The organism is Jatrophihabitans lederbergiae (genome assembly GCF_031845305.1).
Taxonomy (GTDB): Bacteria; Actinomycetota; Actinomycetes; order Mycobacteriales; family Jatrophihabitantaceae; genus Jatrophihabitans_A; species Jatrophihabitans_A lederbergiae.
This window is the reverse complement of sequence record NZ_JAVREH010000003.1, coordinates 121609-138033: the sequence shown is the minus strand read 5'-3', so window position 1 is coordinate 138033 and position 16425 is coordinate 121609. Positions and strand designations below refer to the sequence as shown.

Annotated in this window: 15 protein-coding genes and 1 pseudogene; 6 read left to right on the top strand and 10 right to left on the bottom strand. The window is 68.3% G+C overall.

Translation table 11 applies throughout. The features are described from left to right. The first annotated feature begins 44 nt into the window (after nt 1-44). A complete protein-coding gene (gene pepN, locus RM423_RS03550) occupies nt 45-2690 on the top strand; it encodes an aminopeptidase N (protein WP_311421613.1) in 2646 nt (881 codons plus the stop codon). 9 nt (nt 2691-2699) lie between these two features. Beyond that, entirely contained in the window at nt 2700-3149 is a 450-nt protein-coding gene (locus RM423_RS03545; RefSeq protein WP_311421612.1) for a hypothetical protein, read from the top strand. A 92-nt stretch (nt 3150-3241) separates the two neighbouring features. On the opposite strand, the gene RM423_RS03540 is transcribed toward RM423_RS03545, so the two are convergent. The 6 genes from RM423_RS03540 to RM423_RS03515 all read right to left on the bottom strand — a co-directional run bounded on the left by RM423_RS03540 (nt 3242) and on the right by RM423_RS03515 (nt 9022). Next, nucleotides 3242-4507, bottom strand: coding sequence for a class I SAM-dependent methyltransferase (locus tag RM423_RS03540; RefSeq protein WP_311421611.1), 1266 nt, complete (start codon nt 4505-4507; stop codon nt 3242-3244). Beyond that, on the bottom strand, nt 4504-5973 hold the full coding sequence (locus RM423_RS03535) for an FAD-binding oxidoreductase (RefSeq protein ID WP_311421610.1): 1470 nt from the start codon (nt 5971-5973) through the stop codon (nt 4504-4506). Before RM423_RS03535 ends, RM423_RS03540 begins: the two co-directional genes overlap by 4 nt. A gap of 68 nt (nt 5974-6041) precedes the next feature. After that, a complete protein-coding gene (locus RM423_RS03530; RefSeq protein WP_311421609.1) occupies nt 6042-6560 on the bottom strand; it encodes a DUF5130 family protein in 519 nt (172 codons plus the stop codon). A 25-nt stretch (nt 6561-6585) separates the two neighbouring features. Further along, nucleotides 6586-6870, bottom strand: coding sequence for an aa3-type cytochrome oxidase subunit CtaJ (ctaJ, locus tag RM423_RS03525; protein ID WP_311421608.1), 285 nt, complete (start codon nt 6868-6870; stop codon nt 6586-6588). A gap of 102 nt (nt 6871-6972) precedes the next feature. After that, nucleotides 6973-8409, bottom strand: a complete 1437-nt coding sequence (locus tag RM423_RS03520) for an amidase (protein WP_311421607.1) — start codon at nt 8407-8409, stop codon at nt 6973-6975. 88 nt (nt 8410-8497) lie between these two features. Beyond that, a complete protein-coding gene (locus tag RM423_RS03515) occupies nt 8498-9022 on the bottom strand; it encodes an HNH endonuclease (protein ID WP_311421606.1) in 525 nt (174 codons plus the stop codon). Nucleotides 9023-9145: 123 nt separating this feature from the next. Between RM423_RS03515 and RM423_RS03510 the strand changes: the two genes are divergently transcribed. From RM423_RS03510 to RM423_RS03500, 3 genes are all read left to right on the top strand, one after another. After that, nucleotides 9146-9526, top strand: a complete 381-nt coding sequence (locus RM423_RS03510) for a globin (protein WP_311421605.1) — start codon at nt 9146-9148, stop codon at nt 9524-9526. Nucleotides 9527-9591: 65 nt separating this feature from the next. Next, nucleotides 9592-11322 carry a glycoside hydrolase family 13 protein gene (locus tag RM423_RS03505; protein WP_396327577.1) on the top strand — a complete coding sequence of 577 codons (1731 nt, stop codon included), beginning with the start codon at nt 9592-9594 and terminating at the stop codon, nt 11320-11322. 59 nt (nt 11323-11381) lie between these two features. Continuing rightward, on the top strand, nt 11382-12437 hold the full coding sequence (locus RM423_RS03500) for a DUF2332 domain-containing protein (protein WP_311421603.1): 1056 nt from the start codon (nt 11382-11384) through the stop codon (nt 12435-12437). Between the two features lie 19 nt (nt 12438-12456). Here RM423_RS03500 and RM423_RS03495 read toward each other — a convergent pair whose 3' ends face one another. The 4 genes and pseudogenes from RM423_RS03495 to RM423_RS03480 all read right to left on the bottom strand — a co-directional run. Further along, nucleotides 12457-13071: a hypothetical protein gene (locus RM423_RS03495; RefSeq protein WP_311421602.1), complete on the bottom strand. Its 615-nt coding sequence runs from the start codon at nt 13069-13071 to the stop codon at nt 12457-12459. Between the two features lie 4 nt (nt 13072-13075). After that, entirely contained in the window at nt 13076-13528 is a 453-nt protein-coding gene (locus tag RM423_RS03490) for an acyl-CoA thioesterase (RefSeq protein ID WP_311421601.1), read from the bottom strand. Nucleotides 13529-13554: 26 nt separating this feature from the next. Then, a complete protein-coding gene (gene ettA / locus RM423_RS03485) occupies nt 13555-15237 on the bottom strand; it encodes an energy-dependent translational throttle protein EttA (protein WP_311421600.1) in 1683 nt (560 codons plus the stop codon). Nucleotides 15238-15391: 154 nt separating this feature from the next. Continuing rightward, nucleotides 15392-15772: pseudogene (locus tag RM423_RS03480) on the bottom strand (hypothetical protein); the annotation flags it as partial. Nucleotides 15773-15867: 95 nt separating this feature from the next. Between RM423_RS03480 and RM423_RS03475 the strand changes: the two are divergent. Then, nucleotides 15868-16371: a heme-degrading domain-containing protein gene (locus tag RM423_RS03475; RefSeq protein WP_311421598.1), complete on the top strand. Its 504-nt coding sequence runs from the start codon at nt 15868-15870 to the stop codon at nt 16369-16371. The last annotated feature ends 54 nt before the right edge of the window (nt 16372-16425 follow it).

Below are 16425 nucleotides of genomic sequence, written 5' to 3'. Positions count from 1 at the left end.
GTAACTTCACTAAACGCCAACGTAGCTTGAAGGAGCGGCATTCCGTGCGCCACGACCACACCGGTGCCGACGACGGTGCAAGCGACACCCTCATCGACGCCAACACCGTTCGCGTTCCCAATCTCACCAGAGAGGACGCGAGGCGCCGGCAGGAACTCCTCCAGGTATCCGGTTACGACGTCAACCTCGATCTCACCGACGCAAGTGGCGAGCCGAGCGTCCGGACGTTCCGTTCGCGCACCACCGTGACGTTCACTGCCTCCGAGCCGGGGGCGAGCACCTTCATCGACGTGGTGGCCGACCGCCTGCACGAGGTCGCCCTGAACGGCACGGCGGTCGACACCAGCGGCTATGACCCGGAGCACGGGATCACGCTGACCGGGCTCGCCGACCGGAACGTGCTCGTGGTCGACGCCGACCTGCTCTACACCACGATCGGGCAGGGCCTGCACCGCTTCGTGGACCCGGTGGATGAAGAGGTCTACCTCTACACCCAGTTCGAGACGACCGATGCCAAGCGGATGTACGCCTGCTTCGACCAGCCCAACCTGAAGGCGCCGTTCTCGCTGCGGGTCACCGCTCCGGCGCACTGGAAGGTCATCTCCAACGGCGCCGCGGGTGAGGTGACCGACGCAGGCAGGGGTTCGGCCCGCACCGAGTTCGCGACGACGCCACCGATGAGCACCTACATCACCGCGCTGGTCGCGGGCCCGTTCTTCGAGGCTCTCGACCACCACGACGGCATAGACCTGGGGCTGTACTGCCGCACGTCGCTGAGCCAGTTCTTCGACACCGAGGACCTGTTCACGGTCACCAAGCAGGGCTTTGACTGGTACCACCAGAACTTCGGAGTTCGTTACGCCTTCGGCAAGTACGACCAGCTCTTCGTGCCCGAGTTCAACGCCGGGGCGATGGAGAATGCCGGCTGCGTGACGTTCCTCGAGGACTACGTGTTCCGCAGTCGGGTCACCGACACCCGCTACGAGCGCCGGGCCACCACCGTGCTGCACGAGATGGCACACATGTGGTTCGGCGACCTGGTGACGATGCGCTGGTTCGACGACCTCTGGCTGAACGAGTCGTTCGCCGAGTGGGCGGCGACCATCTCGCAGGCGCAGGCCACCCGGTGGACGCATGCCTGGACCACCTTCGCCAACACCGAGAAGACCTGGGCGTACCGGCAGGACCAGCTGCCCTCGACCCACCCCATCGCCTGCGAGATCCCCGACGCCGAAGCGGTCGAGGTCAACTTCGACGGCATCACCTACGCCAAGGGCGCCAGCGTCCTGAAGCAGCTGGTGGCCTATGTGGGGCTGGACGAATTCCTCGCCGGGGTCCGGCAGTACTTCGCCGACCACGCCTACTCCAACACCACGCTGCAGGATCTGCTGACCTCGCTCAAGGCGGCGTCCGGCCGCGAGTTGGCGGACTGGGCCAAGCGCTGGCTCGAGACCAGCGGCATCAACACCATCTCCGCTGACTTCACCGTCGACGAGGACGGGACTTTCAGCTCGTTCGCGCTGACCCAAACGGCCCCGACCACCACGGCCAAGGACAACGTGCTGCGCCCGCACCGCCTCGACGTCGGCCTGTACTCCTACGACGGCCACGGCAAGCTGGCGCGCACCGGCCGCGTCGAGGTCAACCTGGACGGCGACCGCACCGACATTGCCGAGCTGGTCGGGACGGTCCGGCCGGACCTGGTGCTGGTCAATGACGATGATCTGACGTACTGCAAGGTGCGCCTGGACGCGCACAGCCTGCAGACGCTGCTGGCCGGCGGTCTCGGCGCGCTGGAGGACTCGCTGGCGCGGACCCTGTGCTGGTCCGCGGCCTGGGACATGGTGCGCGACGGCGAGCTGGCCATCCGCGAGTACCTGGAGCTGGCAATGGCCGGGCTGCCGGCGGAGTCCGAGATCGGCGTCGTCCAGTCCATCATCCGGCAATCCCTGCGGGCGCTGGAGATCTACGCCGACCCGGAGTGGGCCGACACCGGACGGGCGGCCTTCGGCGACGTGGCGATGACCGCGGCGTGCAACGCTGCCCCGGGATCGGACCACCAGCTGGCGTGGGTGCAGGCCCTGCTCGGCTCGGCATGCACCGACGAGCAGGTTCAGTTCATCGCGGACCTGGTCTCCGGCGAGCGGACGCTGGAAGGGCTGGCGATGGACACCGACCTGCGCTGGTCGCTGCTGTTCGCCCTCGTCGCCCGGGGCCGGGCTGGAGAGGCCGAGATCGCGGCGCAGGCGCAGCTTGACAAGACCTCTGCCGGCGCCCGGGCCGCGGCCACCGCGCGGGCGCTGGTGCCGACCGCCGAGGCGAAGGCGGCCGCGTGGTCGGCGGCGCTCACCGACCAGAGCCTCAGCAACGCTCTGATGCGGGCGGTGCTGAACGGATTTCACCATTCGTTGCAGGGGGAACTACTCGCGCCGTACACGGCGAAGTACTTCGAGCAGGCCGCGGACGTGTGGCAGCACCGTACGCCGGAGATGGCCTCCGACATCATCGTCGGCATGTTCCCGACCTGGTCCACCGCGATCTCCGAAGACACCCTGCGGCGGGCGGACGAGTTCCTGGCGGACCCGAAGCACCCGGCCGCGCTGCGCCGGCTGGTCGGCGAAGGCCGCGCGGACGTGGCGCGGGCGCTGGCTGCTCGTGCCACCGACACCACCGCGGGCTCGGCAGCGTAACGGACCGCTGTGACCAGTGACACGAACAACGTGACGATCCGCCCGCCGCTCCTCATCCGTGTCTACGTTGTTGCCTTCTTGATCTTCTGGCTCGCCATGGTCGGCTGGAGCACAATAATCCACGTGCACGGAGCGTCGGCCGCCATCGGCCTCGTATTCATGGCATTCGGGCTGGGACTCGGCTACCGGCTGCTGAGGCTCGGCGTCACGTCCGCACCAGACGGCACACTGGCCATTCGCAACAACCTCGGCACCCGCGTACTCACACGGACCGAGATCGAGGAGTTCCGGCTCGGGACGAGCGGTGGCACCAGGCTCGGCCAGCAATCATTGCAAGCGCTACTATGGGATGGGACTGTCTACAACATCGACGTCGGCAGGTACCCGTTGGCTATGGGCAAGAAGCGAAACGCCGAACGTCTGCAGGCCCTCACGACTTGGCTGCACACCACGTCCTGAAAGCTGCGGGGCGTCACGTTGCGGTGCTGCCCAGCGATGGGCCGGACTCCCGGCACCAAGTCGTCGTGTCGACAGTCTGCCGAACGGCTGGCTCAGGACTGCCAGTCGGGCCGCAGCGGAAAGCCGGCATCGCCGGACTCGGGCACCTTGACCGCCAGCACCTGGTGTAACTGCACCCCATTGGTCTCGAAGCCAAGCCGGGAACCCGCCATGTACAGGCCCCACACGCGCGCGGTCGCCTCCCCCACTTCCGCGACACAGGCGTCCCAGTTCGCGACGAGGTTGGCGTTCCACTCGCGCAGCGTCAACGCGTAGTGCTCACGCAGGTTCTCTTCGTGGCGCACCTCCAGGCCCGCGTTCTGCGCCTCGGTGATGATCCGACCGGAGCCGGTCAGCTCACCGTCGGGAAACACGTAGCGGTCGATGAACTGACCCGGCAGAGCCCTCGCGAGGTTGTCCGGGCGGGTGATGCAGTGGTTGAGCAGCCGGCCACCGTCGCGCAGCTTGCCCGCCAGATACCCGAAGTACGACGGGTAGTTCTTCACCCCGACGTGCTCCAGCAGGCCGATCGAGCTGACGGCGTCGTAATTCGACCCGGGAGAATCACGGTAATCCCTGTGCAGGATCTCGACCTGACCCGTCAGCCCGTCACGCTCGACCGCGGCCCGCGCCCAGCTCGCCTGCTCGGCCGACAGCGTCACGCCGAGCGCCTGCACGCCGTAGTGCTTCGCCGCGTGCCGCACCATGCCGCCCCAGCCGCACCCGACGTCGAGCAGTCGCATGCCCGGCGCCAAACCCAGCTTGCGGGCGACCAGGTCGAACTTCTCCTCCTGGGCCTCTTCCAAGCTGGCGTCCGGCTTCCGGAACACCGCGCAGGTGTAGGCCATCGACGGGCCGAGAACGAGCTCGTAGAACCGGTTCGAGACGTCGTAATGCTTGCCGATAGCGCCCGCGTCGCGGTTGCGTGAGTGCCGGAGGCCCTCGAGGTTGCGCCGCCAGCGGGGCAGCGATTCCTGCGGCGGTGGTGTCGGTGGCATCAGCCGACGCCAGCCGATCTCGCGCACCAGCACGCTGACCTCGCGCGGGGTGGGGCGCCGGAACCGCCAAGTACCCAGCGCCTTCAGCGCCTCGTACGGGTCACCCGGATGGGCGCCGGCGAGGTCGAGGTCACCGGCCACGTACGCCCGCGCCAGCCCCAGGTCACCGGGCGCGGTTGCCAAGTAGCTCAAGCCGCGTTCGCTCACCAATCGCAGGCTGAACGGCGCGCCCGCATCACCGAAGGCGCTGCCGTCGTAAGCCTCGAACCGGATCGGCGGCGCGTCCACCGTCAGTGTCTGAACAGCATCAGCAATTTTCATCGCCGCCCCACCGCCTTCTCGTAGAGGCCGGTCAGTCGATGACCGGGATCGTATTCTTCCTTGAGTTCCGCGTACACGGCCCCGCCGTAGACGGCGTTGAACGTGTCCTCGTCGTAGTAGGCGTCGGAGTACAGCGACTTGTGCCCGGCGTGATCGGCGACGGCTGTCTCGATGAGGCGATTGACATCGCCGTCCTGCCTGCCCTCGGCGATCGGGACCGTTCCCCAGAATCCCACGTTGACGTAGCTCTGGCCCGGGGAGAGCGGGTACAGCGGCCATGGCTTGGCGCCCATCGACTCGCTTTCAGCTCTACCACCGTCAGCCTGCTCGGCGCCAGTACCGCTGGCTGCAGCAGGCCCGGTCGCGGGCTGGCGCAGCCGGAGCGGGCACAGCCACACCGGTGACATCCCGACGTTGCGCTCGAACCAGCGCAGGAAGTCGGCCGTGCGCTCGAGCGGGATCTCGACGTCCTGCACCACCCGCTCGCGCGAGGGCAGCTTGCGGGCCCGATCGATCTTCTGGGCCACCCGGAATCGGTGGTCCAGACCGATCAGCCGGTGATAGAAGTCGCTGCGCCGGTAACGCGCGGGCCACACCCGTCGCACCAGCGGGTTCTGCACGCCGAAGGCACCCGAGCACCAGAACCAGTCGGTATCCCAGCGCCAGATGTAGTCGCCGACATGCAGGCAATCCCGGGAGAGCTCGCGGATGGACCGATAGAAAATTCGCTGACCGGTGTAGTCGCTGGCGGTGTCCACCCCCGCGTCGGCCGGGCTGCTGCACCAGCGCCCGAGGCTCAGGTACGCCTCGTTCGCGGCGAACATAACGCCATCGAGGAAGTCGACCGGCTCGCCGTCCCAGGACCGCCCCGCCGTGATGTCGGCGATAGCGCCGGCCAGGCCGTCCAGGTCGTCGAACCTGACGTGCCGCAGCGCGACGAAGGGTTGCACCGGGTCGAGCGCGATACGCAGCCGGACGGCGTAACCGAGGCTGCCATAGGAATTGGGGAAGCCTGCGAACAGGTCGGGGTGCTCGCTGCGGCTGACCGTCAGCAATTCCCCCGCGCCGGTAAGGATGTCCATCTCGAGCACCGACTCGTGCGGCAGGCCGTTACGGAACGACGAGGACTCGATGCCCAGGCCGGTGACCGCACCGCCCAGCGTGATGGTCTTGAGCTGCGGCACCACCATCGGCATCAGGCCGTGCCGCAGCGTCGCCTCGACAAGCCGCTCGTACGTGCACATCCCCTGGACGTCGGCGGTGCGCGCGACCGGATCTACGGAGATCACGCCGGCCAGGCCGGACACGTCCAGACCGGCTGCCGCCTCAGCCGTGCGCGGTCGGAACAGGTTCGAGGTGCGCTTGGCCAGCCGTACCGGACGCCCGGACGGGATCGCGGCGTACGAGGCTTTGAGTGCTGATACGGCCTCCGCATGCGCGGACCGATCAGGCAGGCTGGCAGTCATCGCCCACTACCCTATCGGGAAGTGTTTCGTTCGGCGAACAAATTTGAATCGGATGAGCGCGGGGTCAGTCACTTCCGGCCGGCAGCATCGGCAAGCTGGCGCAGGCCACTGACAATGCCGCCGGCAAGATCGCCGTTGCTGAACGACCCGCGCATGGCCAGCGCGGCCAGTCCGGCCGCGCGGTTCGGAATGCGGCGTGCCGACTCGCCGCCGGTGACGATCTCGAGCTTTCGCTCCGCGGGTGAAAGGGCAACCAAGACCGGGGCCGGGTGCCTGCTGCCCAGCTTGCCGAACAGCGCCTCGGCGGTGGTCCGCGGGTCCGCGCCGAGTTCGCCCACGTACACGCTGAAGAGCAGGCCGGTCTCGCGAGAGGCCAGGGTCAGCGCCTCGTCGATCCGGTTGAGCTGGGTCTGCTGGAAGGGCCGGTCGCGGCTGACCAGCGGGGCCCGCGGCACGGTGAAGTCGTGACTCTTGTCCTGCGGGCGGGTGCCCCTCGCCGGCGCCCCTGGCGCCACCGAGCCCGCGTCCGGCTCCGGATCTGTCCCGGTGTCGTCATGGCCGATCGCGGTGGCGCTGTGCCGGCTCATGCTGGTGCCTCCACTCACGCTGCTGCTACCACTCACCGCTGGCACCTCCACTGGCCTTGACCGGCTCCGCCACACTGCCCTGCAGGGCCAGCCGACTCGACGCGGCAGCGTTGGTACGGACCTCGAGGCTGGAGACCGGACCGCTGTGCTCGGGATGCGGCAGGTACCAGACCGGCTTGTACTGCCACGGGGAGCCGGGACGGTAGCGCGGCGCGCGACTGGCCCCCGGACCCAAGGTCACCACTGCGAGGAGCGCGAAAGCCACCACCGGTATCCCGATGTAGATCAACACCGTCTGAACGATGCTCATACGCATTCCTCCAACCGATAACGGCGTGTCCCGCCAGCCTCGTAGCCGCGCAGAGCTGTCCTGCACCGCACACCTACGTGTCTGTCCACGCTATCGAAGGTCTTAGTCATGCCAGATCGCCGGGTGCCGCTCCGACCACGGCGACGCGGCCTCTAGCTGGGCCGACAGTGCCAGCAGCGATGCCTCGCCGGCGGGACGGCCGACCAGCATCACGCCGACCGGAAGGCCCTCGGGCGTCCAGTGCAGCGGCAGGCTGGCGGCCGGCTGACCGCTGGCGTTGTACACCGCCGTGTACGGGGTGAATCGCTTCTGACGCTCGAAGTCCTCGGCCGGGTCGATCGGAGCGTCCGCAGTTCCGCAGAACCAGCCGATCGGGCGGGGCGGCAACGCCAGCGTCGGCGTCAGCACCGCGTCGTACTGTGCGGTGGTCACGATCGCCTGCCTGCTGATCATCGACAGCAGCCCCAGGGCGGCGGAGTATTGAGCCCCGCTCACCTGGGAGCCCCGGTGGCGCAGGTGCCTGGTCAACGGCCTCAGCTGGGACTCCTGGCGGGGGTCTACCGGCGTACTCGCCGCCGACACCGCCCACACCGTCTCGAACGCCGGGATCACGTTCGGCGGAATGGGCAGGTCGATGTCGACCACCTCGTGCCCGAGGCTCTCCAGTAACGCGCTTGCGTTCTCCCAGGCCAGCCGGCACTGCGCATCGATCTCGGCGCCCGGGATGGGTGGCTGCAGGTAGCGCCCGATCCGCAATCGCTCCGGCGTCCGATCGCACCACCCCAGAAACGTCTGGCCGGCCGGCAACGGCGGCGCCCACTGCGGATCGCCCGGCTGCGGGGCGGCGGTCGCGTCCAGAAACGCCGCGGCGTCCCGGACCGTCCGCGCCAGCGGCCCCAGCACCGACAGGTTGGACGAGTCGGCGTCCAGCGGGCCGCGCGAGATCCGTCCCCGGGCCGGCTTGATGCCGTACAGGCCGGTGACGCTGGCCGGAATCCGGATCGAACCACCGCCGTCGGAGCCCTGCGCGATGGGCAGGAAGCCCGAGGCGACTGCCGCGGCCGCCCCTCCTGACGATCCTCCGGCGAGCCGGCTGGTGTCCCACGGCGTGCGAGCCGGCGGCCCGATGTCGGTCTCGGTGTAGCAGGGCAGCCCGAATTCCGGGGTGGCTGTCTTGCCGAGCGAGATGGTGCCGGCCCGGCGGAGCAGCGTCACCACATGGTCATCGACGGGCGGCACGAAGTCCCGGAACAGCGCCGAGCCGAACTTCGTCGGAACACCCTGGGTGAGGTTCAGATCCTTGATCGCGGTCGGCACTCCGTGCAGCGGTGCGAGATCCGCACCGGCCAGCACCGCGGCGTCGGCCCGAGCGGCCTGAGCCCCGGCCGCCTCGTCCGTGACGGTCACGAAAGAGCCGATCCGGTCGTCCAGGCGGTCGATCCGGTCCAGGTAGTGCCCGACCAGTTCGGATGGGCTCACCTCTCGTCGACGGATCGCGGCAGCGGCGTCGAGGGCGCTGAGATCGTGCAATTCGGCCATGACTCGCAGGCTAGCGCTCGGCCCTGACAGTCGCTCCGCGCTGTCAGTCAGGCCCCCTCAGTAACCCGACTCAGCCCGGACGCACGGCTCAGGCGGTGGCCGTCAGGTCCAGCACTTCGGTGCCGTAGCCGAGATACCGCTCCCAGGACGGGTCGCGCACCGCCCAGCCGAGCACCAGCGCCACATTGGCCGACGGCTGCACCGGAGCGTGCTGCAGGCTCCAGCCGAGCTCGACCAGCAGCTTGTCGCCCTTGCGATGATTGCAGCGGGCGCAGGCCGCGACGACGTTCGTCCACTCATTGCGGCCACCGCGCGAGCGCGGCAGGACGTGGTCGATGGTGTCTGCCCGGACCGCGCAGTACGCGCAGCGGTGAGCGTCCCGCGCCAGCACCGCCCGCCTAGTCAGCGGCACTTGCCGCCGATAGGGCACCCGGACGTAGCGGGCAAGGCGCACCACGTGCGGAATGGGGACGGACGTGTGCGCCGAGTGCAGGAAGCCCTGTCCGGACTCCACCACATAGGCTTTCTCGGACAGGATCAGCACGACGGCGCGGCGCATCGGCACGACGCACAGCGGTTCGTACGACGCATTGAGCACGAGCGTCCCCGGCACCGGCCTCACCTCCGAGTGTGGGGTCCAGTGAACCTGACGAAAGCGGTTCGCGCATCACGTATTTTTGGCCGCCCTCCAGAGCGCCCGGCCGAGCACCGGTAGCGCACCCGTCACAATGGAGGCATGGTCAGTTCCGAGTTCTTCGAGAAGGCGGGTGGCAGCGAGACCTTCCGGCTGCTGGTAGAACGGTTCTACGAGGGTGTCGCGGCGGACCCGATCCTGCGACCGCTCTATCCCGAAGAAGATCTCGCACCCGCGGCAGAGCGGCTGACCCTGTTCCTGATCCAGTACTGGGGTGGCCCGAGCACCTACTCCGAGAGCCGGGGGCATCCCCGGCTGCGGATGCGGCACGCGCCCTTCGTCATCGGGGTCGCCGAGCGGGACGCCTGGCTGCGCCACATGCGGTCGGCGCTGGACTCGCTGGACCTGCCGGCCGACATCCACGACCGGATCTGGAACTACCTCACGATGGCGGCCGACTCCATGCGCAACAGCATGGCCTGACGTCGAGCAACCGGCGCCGCGCACCGGGAACGCCAGCTTGACTGCCTTCTCTTAATCGATAAAGAATGACGCTGCAAGGGCTTACAGAAGACCCGTGCCGCAGCCAACCCACTCCGGAGGAACGCGTGTCCGACCAGCCCAGCAGCACCCCGAACCAGCCCTCGGACTGGGAGGCGGGCTTCGGTGACAACCCGTTCGACGAGGACACCGGCTTCGACCAGCACGAGGGCGCGGCGGCCCTCAGCGGCGCGAACTGGTGGCGCAGCGCCGTGTTCTACCAGATCTATCCCAAGAGCTTCGCGGACGGAAACGGCGACGGAATGGGCGATCTGATCGGCGTCCGGAATCGGCTGGACTACCTGAAGTTGCTCGGCATCGACGCCATCTGGCTGAGCCCGTTCTACACGTCGCCGATGGCCGACGGCGGCTACGACGTCGCCGACCCGACCGATGTCGATCCGATGTTCGGCACGCTGCGGGACTTCGACGCGCTGGTCACCGATGCGCACGCCCGCGGCATCAAGGTCACCGTCGACATCGTGCCCAACCACTTCTCCGACCAGCACGTGTGGTTCCAGCAGGCACTTGCGGCCGCTCCTGGTTCCCCCGAACGAGCCCGGTTCATCTTCCGCGACGGCAAGAGCCCGGACGGCTCGGAACCTCCGAACAACTGGCCCGCGATGTTCGGCGGGTCGGCGTGGAACCGGGTACCCGATGGCCAGTGGTACCTCCACCTGTTCGCCCCCGAGCAGCCCGACCTGAACTGGGACAACTCCGAGATCTCCGCCGAGTTCGAGCGCATCCTGCGGTTCTGGATGGACCGTGGCGTCGACGGGTTCCGCATCGACGTCGCGCACTCGATGGCCAAGCCCGCCGGGCTCCCGGACATGGATCTGTCGCACTACAACGGCCCCAACACCCAACTGGACCCCGACCTCCGCTTCGACCAGGACGGCGTACACGAGCACCTGCGGATGTTCCGCCGAGTGTTGGACACCTACCCCAACCGGATGGCGGTCGGCGAGGCGTGGGTACCCGACGACAAGCGGCTCGCGCTCTATGTCCGTCCGGACGAGCTGCACCTGACATTCAACTTCCGACTGGTCCTGGCGGAGTGGTCGGCCAAGGACTTCCAGGGCGCCATCGACGACTCGCTGACCGCCATGGCCGAGGTCGGCGCGCCCTGCACCTGGGTGCTGTCCAATCACGACGTCGTCCGCCACACCACCCGCTACGGCGGCGGCGAGCTCGGCAAGGCCCGCGGTAGGGCTGCCGCCCTCGTGATGCTGTCACTGCCCGGCACCGCCTACCTTTACAACGGCGACGAGCTGGGCCTGGAGAACGTCGACCTGCCGGACGAGGTGCTGCAGGACCCGACGTGGGAGCGCAGCGGGCACACCGAGCGCGGCCGGGACGGCGAGCGGGTGCCGCTGCCATGGGAGGGTGTCACCCCGCCGTTCGGCTTCGGCTCGTCCCAGGACTCGTGGCTGCCGATGCCCGCGGAATGGGAATTCTTCACCGTCGAGCACGAACTGGACGACGCCAACTCGACCCTGTCGCTGTTCCGCGAGGCGCTGGGGTTGCGGCGCGGCCTCGCCGAGCTGCACGGCTCCTCGTTCCACTGGCAGCAGGCACCGGCCGGCTGCCTGGCCTACCGCCGCGGCCCGAACCTGGTCGTCGCGCTCAATGCCGGTGACACACCCGTTGACTTGCCGCCGGGTGAGATCCTGCTGTCCTCCTCGCCGATCGAGGGCGACACGCTGCCCCCCAACACCACCGTGTGGCTACGCGTCTGAGCTCGACCGCTTTCTGTCTGAGATTCTGAGATCCGCCCCGTTGGCTTAGCGTGGAAAACGTGAGCACCCCGACGCTGGCCGTCCAGTTTCGTGACCATGCCCAGCAGATGCGGGGGCTCTACCGGTTCCTGCTCACTCACCTGGCCGACGACTGGGAGTCCGGCGGCGTGGTGCGCGAGATCTGCCGGGACTGGGAGGCCGCGCCGGCGGAGTCCCTGGTCCAGCTGCGCCTGCTCGCCAGGCTGCAGCGGCTGGTGCTCACCCGCCGAGCCCGCGAACTCGGCAGCTACTACCCGAACCTGGGCGGGTCGGCGGACTACCGGAACTCGTGGCCGGCGTTTCGCACCGTCCTGGCCGAGCACGTCCAGGAGCTTCGCGACGCCCTGCAGGTGGTGCCGCAGACCAACGAGGTCGGGCGCGCGACGGCGCTGCTGGTCGGCATCTTCGACGCCGTGCGGCGTTCCGGGCTCGACCGCATCCGATTGCTGGAGCCCGGCGCGAGCGCGGGGCTGAACCTGCTGGTCGATCACTTCCGCATCGGCCGCGACACCCCGACCGGGTGGGCGAGTGGACCGGCCGACTCACCGCTGCGCCTGGAGCGCGCGGTGATCGGGGCGGTGCAGCCGGTCGACTACACGATCGTGTCGCGGCGGGGATGTGATCTCGCGCCCGTCGACCCGACAACCGAAGAGGGACGCCTCACGTTGACCTCGTTCGTGTGGCCGGACGACCTGGAACGGCACGAGCGGCTGAAGGCTGCCCTGCAGGTCGCCGCGCACCATCCGGTGACGGTGGACCGCTCCACCGCGAGCGAGTGGCTGGACGCCCGGCTGTCCGAGGACGCCGGCCACCGGGTGCTGACGGTGGTGTGGAACTCCGTCACCGCGCAGTACTGGCCGCCGGACGAGCAAGACCGGGTGCACGACATCCTGAGCGCCGCGGCCGGCCGCGTCCCGCTCGCGCAGGTGTCGATGGAGCACGTGTCGTCCGAGGAGCATCAGGGTGCTCAGCTCACCGTCGCGGTGAGCGTGGGGTCGGGCGACCCGGGCACCTTCGAGCCGGTGCGGGTGGCCACGGTCGCCGATCACGGCGTACCGGTAAACGTTCTTCCCTGAAGCGCCGTACTGCCGTCGTTCAGAGGCTGAGCATGCCCAGTGCGTTGCCGGTGCTGACGAATGTCGAGCCGAGCGTGGTCGCGACCCTGATCCAGCCCGGCGCGACGTCCACGGCGGCCTGGGCGTCCCGCGGCAGGAATCCCATCCGGGTGAGCGCGCTGAACGGCCCGAGCGGCACCTCCACTCGCTGACCGGGCGCGGTCGCGGTGAGCACGACCGAAGCGAGCAACGCCTCCTGGCCCCGCCGGCTGGCAGCATCGGGAGCAAGCGAGGCCCCCGACCGGATGAGGTCGCGGATCACCGAATCGGGCACCAGCTCCACCCGTTGCCAGCCCGCCCGGGGCGGTAGAGCGCTGAGCCAGTGCGCGTCCTTGGCCACCGGCACCACGGCGGGATCGTCGACCCACCGCAGGAAGTCCGCCGCCGACACCGTGACATCGAAGGATCCATCGCCGAGCGACTGGAGCGCGAGCGTACGACCGGCAAGGACGTCGTAGGGCAGCCGGACGTAACCAGCCACCGTTGCCGGACCACGCCGGAACCGGATCAGCGACGCCGCGTCGACGGATACCGCCCGCTCGGCCAGCGGGGTGAAGTCCCGCAGCTGCGCGCCGTCGAGAAGGGAGGTCGTCATCGCTTTAACCCGCGCTCTGCCGGGTGGCAGCCGCGTCGGCCGTGTCGCCGGCGCTCTCGGCAGACCTGTCCGTGTACTCGTCGAGAATGGCCCGCTCCTCGGTGGTCAGTCGCCGTGGCCGGTCGGTGTCGAAGTCGAAGGTCACCAGCGTCGTCCGGGCCTGGGCCGCCAAGGTGTCACCGTCGAACACGTCGTACAGCACGTTGAAGGACGCGCCCCTGATCCGATCCACCCACAGCTCCAGGCGCAGGGGCTCCGGGTGATACACGACCGGACGGAGGTAGGTGATCTCGTGATGGGACACCACGGTGCCACGCGAGAAGGACGAGTCGTAGCGGTCGAAGAACATCGACACCCGGGCCTGCTCGAGGTAGGCGAGGTAGGCGGTGTTGTTGACGTGGCCGTAGGCGTCCATATCCGACCACCGCATCGCGCACCGAGCGATGAAACGAGCCATCGAAGTCCTCTTCGCCGGCGTTCGCGCTAGTCGCGGGTCAGCTTGCGGTACGTGACAGCGTGCGGGCGAGCCGCGTCCGCGCCCATCCGCTCGACCTTGTTCTTCTCATAGGACTCGAAGTTGCCCTCGAACCAGTACCAGTGCGCCGAGTTGGTGTCGTCGCCCTCCCACGCCAGGATGTGGGTCGAAACCCGGTCGAGGAACCAGCGATCGTGGCTGATGACCACGGCGCAGCCAGGAAACTCCAGCAGCGCGTTCTCCAGCGAGCCGAGCGTCTCGACGTCCAGGTCGTTGGTGGGCTCGTCCAGCAGCAGCAGGTTGCCGCCCTCTTTCAGAGTGAGGGCGAGGTTGAGCCGGTTCCGCTCACCACCGGAGAGCACCCCGGCGGGCTTCTGCTGGTCCGGGCCCTTGAAGCCGAACGCCGACACGTAGGCGCGGCTGGGCATCTCTACCTGGCCGACCTTGATGTAGTCCAAGCCGTCCGAGACGACCTGCCAGACGTTCTTCTTCGGGTCGATACCGCCGCGGTTCTGGTCGACGTAGCTGATCTTGACGGTCTCGCCGACCCTAACCTCGCCGGAGTCTGGCTGCTCCAGGTTGACGATGGTCTTGAACAGCGTGGTCTTGCCGACGCCGTTCGGCCCGATCACGCCGACGATGCCACCACGCGGCAGCGAGAAGGACAGGTCCTTGACCAGCACCCGGCCGTCGAAGCCCTTGTCGAGGTGGCTGACCTCGACCACCACATTGCCCAGCCGCGGACCCGGTGGAATTTGGATCTCGTCGAAGTCGAGTTTGCGAGTCTTCTCGGCCTCAGCCGCCATCTCTTCATAGCGCTGCAGCCGCGCCTTGGATTTGGCCTGCCGGCCCTTGGCGTTCTGGCGCACCCACTCGAGCTCTTCGGTGAGGCGCCGCTGCAGCTTCTGGTCCTTCTTGCCCTCGATCTTCAGGCGCTCGGCCTTCTTCTCCAGGTAGGTGGAGTAGTTGCCCTCGTAAGGGTGGGTGCGGCCGCGGTCGATCTCGAGGATCCACTCGGCGACGTTGTCGAGGAAGTACCGGTCGTGGGTCACGGCCAGGATGGTGCCGGGGTACTTGGCCAGATGCTGCTCGAGCCACAGCACACTCTCGGCGTCGAGGTGGTTGGTGGGTTCGTCCAGCAGCAGCAGGTCAGGCTGCTCCAGCAGCAGCTTGCACAGCGCGACGCGGCGACGCTCACCACCGGACAGGTGGGTTACCGGCTCATCGCCGGGCGGGCAGCGCAGCGCGTCCATCGCCTGCTCGATCTTGGAGTCCAGCTCCCAGCCCTCGCCGTGCTCGATCTTCTCCATGAGGTCACCCTGCTCGGTGAGCAGCGTGTCGAAGTCGGCATCGGGATCTGCCATTGCCGCCGACACCTCTTCGAACCGGGCCAGGTAGCCACGCATCTCGGCCACCGCGTCCTCGACGTTCTCGCGGACGGTCTTCGTCTCGTCCAGCGGCGGCTCCTGCTGCAGCAGCCCGACCGACGCGCCGGGTGCCAGCACGGCGTCGCCGTTGGAGGCCTGGTCCAGCCCCGCCATGATCTTGAGCACGGTGGACTTGCCGGCGCCGTTCGGGCCGACGACGCCGATCTTGGCGCCGGGCAGGAAGGCCAGCGTCACGTCATCGAGGATGACCTTGTCACCGTGCGCCTTACGCACCTTGTTCATGGAGTAGATGTACTGAGCCACGTCTGGGTCCTTGCTGCCATCGGGTCGTGCCGGAGTCGGTGTTCGCCTCCAGTGTCCCAGTTCTCCGACGCTGACGCTGCCAGCCCCCCACTGAACAGTGTCGGCAAAGGGCTGGCAGGCGGAGGGCTGGCAGTGAGAATCGTGGTGAGCGGCCCTACGGGAGCGTGCTCAGATGCGGTGAGACGGTGTTGACGAAGTTGTAGCTGGCGCCAGCATCCCGGTCCAGTGCCGCGTTGACGACGGACGGGGCCACCGCGCCGCCGCCCGCGCCGCTGGCGTTGGCGGGCAGGCCAAGCCCGACCTGGCTGGGCGCGAGGCCGCCCTGCAGCTCGATGCACGCCAGTGCGGTGAGGAAGTTGACCGTTCCCTGCGAGTACACGTTGCCGTCGCAGCCGAGCATGCTGCCCGAGTTGTAGAACTGCAGGTTGACGACGGTCAGGATGCTCTTGATCGCCAGTGCCAGCTTGAAGTACTCGGTGCCGGTGGACTGCATGCCGATGGTCTGCGGCGCGAGCGTGATGATCAGGTTGGCGCCCCGCACCTCCTATGGTTTCATGGCCGGTCATTGTGCCAGCGCCTGACCTCGGCCGTGCGTGATTAGTAGTGGACGACCGACGTTAGGTTGGACGGGTGACCGATTCAGGACAGCAGCTTGCCAGCCTTATCACCGAACTCGAGCAACACGAGCTCGAATTGTGCTTCGACCGCTTCACGAATGAGGACGCCTGGCGACTCGGTGTCAGCCTGGTGGAACTGGGACGTTCGCGCGAACTGCCGATCACCATCGATATCCGCCGCTACGGGCAGCAGCTGTTTCACGCCGCCCTGTCCGGCACGACGCCTGAGAACGATTCGTGGATCGAACGCAAGGTCCGGGTCGTCGAGCGGTTCTCGGCATCGTCCTATCTGGTCGGACGGCGGCTCACCGCGAAGGGGGACGCACTGGACCAGGCGTACGGCGTCGACCCCGCGCTCTTCGCCGCCCACGGTGGGAGCTTTCCGGTCCGGGTCCGGAACGTAGGAGTGGTTGGTAGCGTGACCGTTTCCGGCCTGGCGCAGGCCGATGATCATGCCCTGGTGGTGGAGGCTCTCCGGGCCTTCCTCGCGACTGAGCCGACCTCGCCGCGACGTTAACTGGCGCCCGCCTGCGGGCTGGCCCGGTCCCGTCGGGACTGGGCCAGCCCGCAC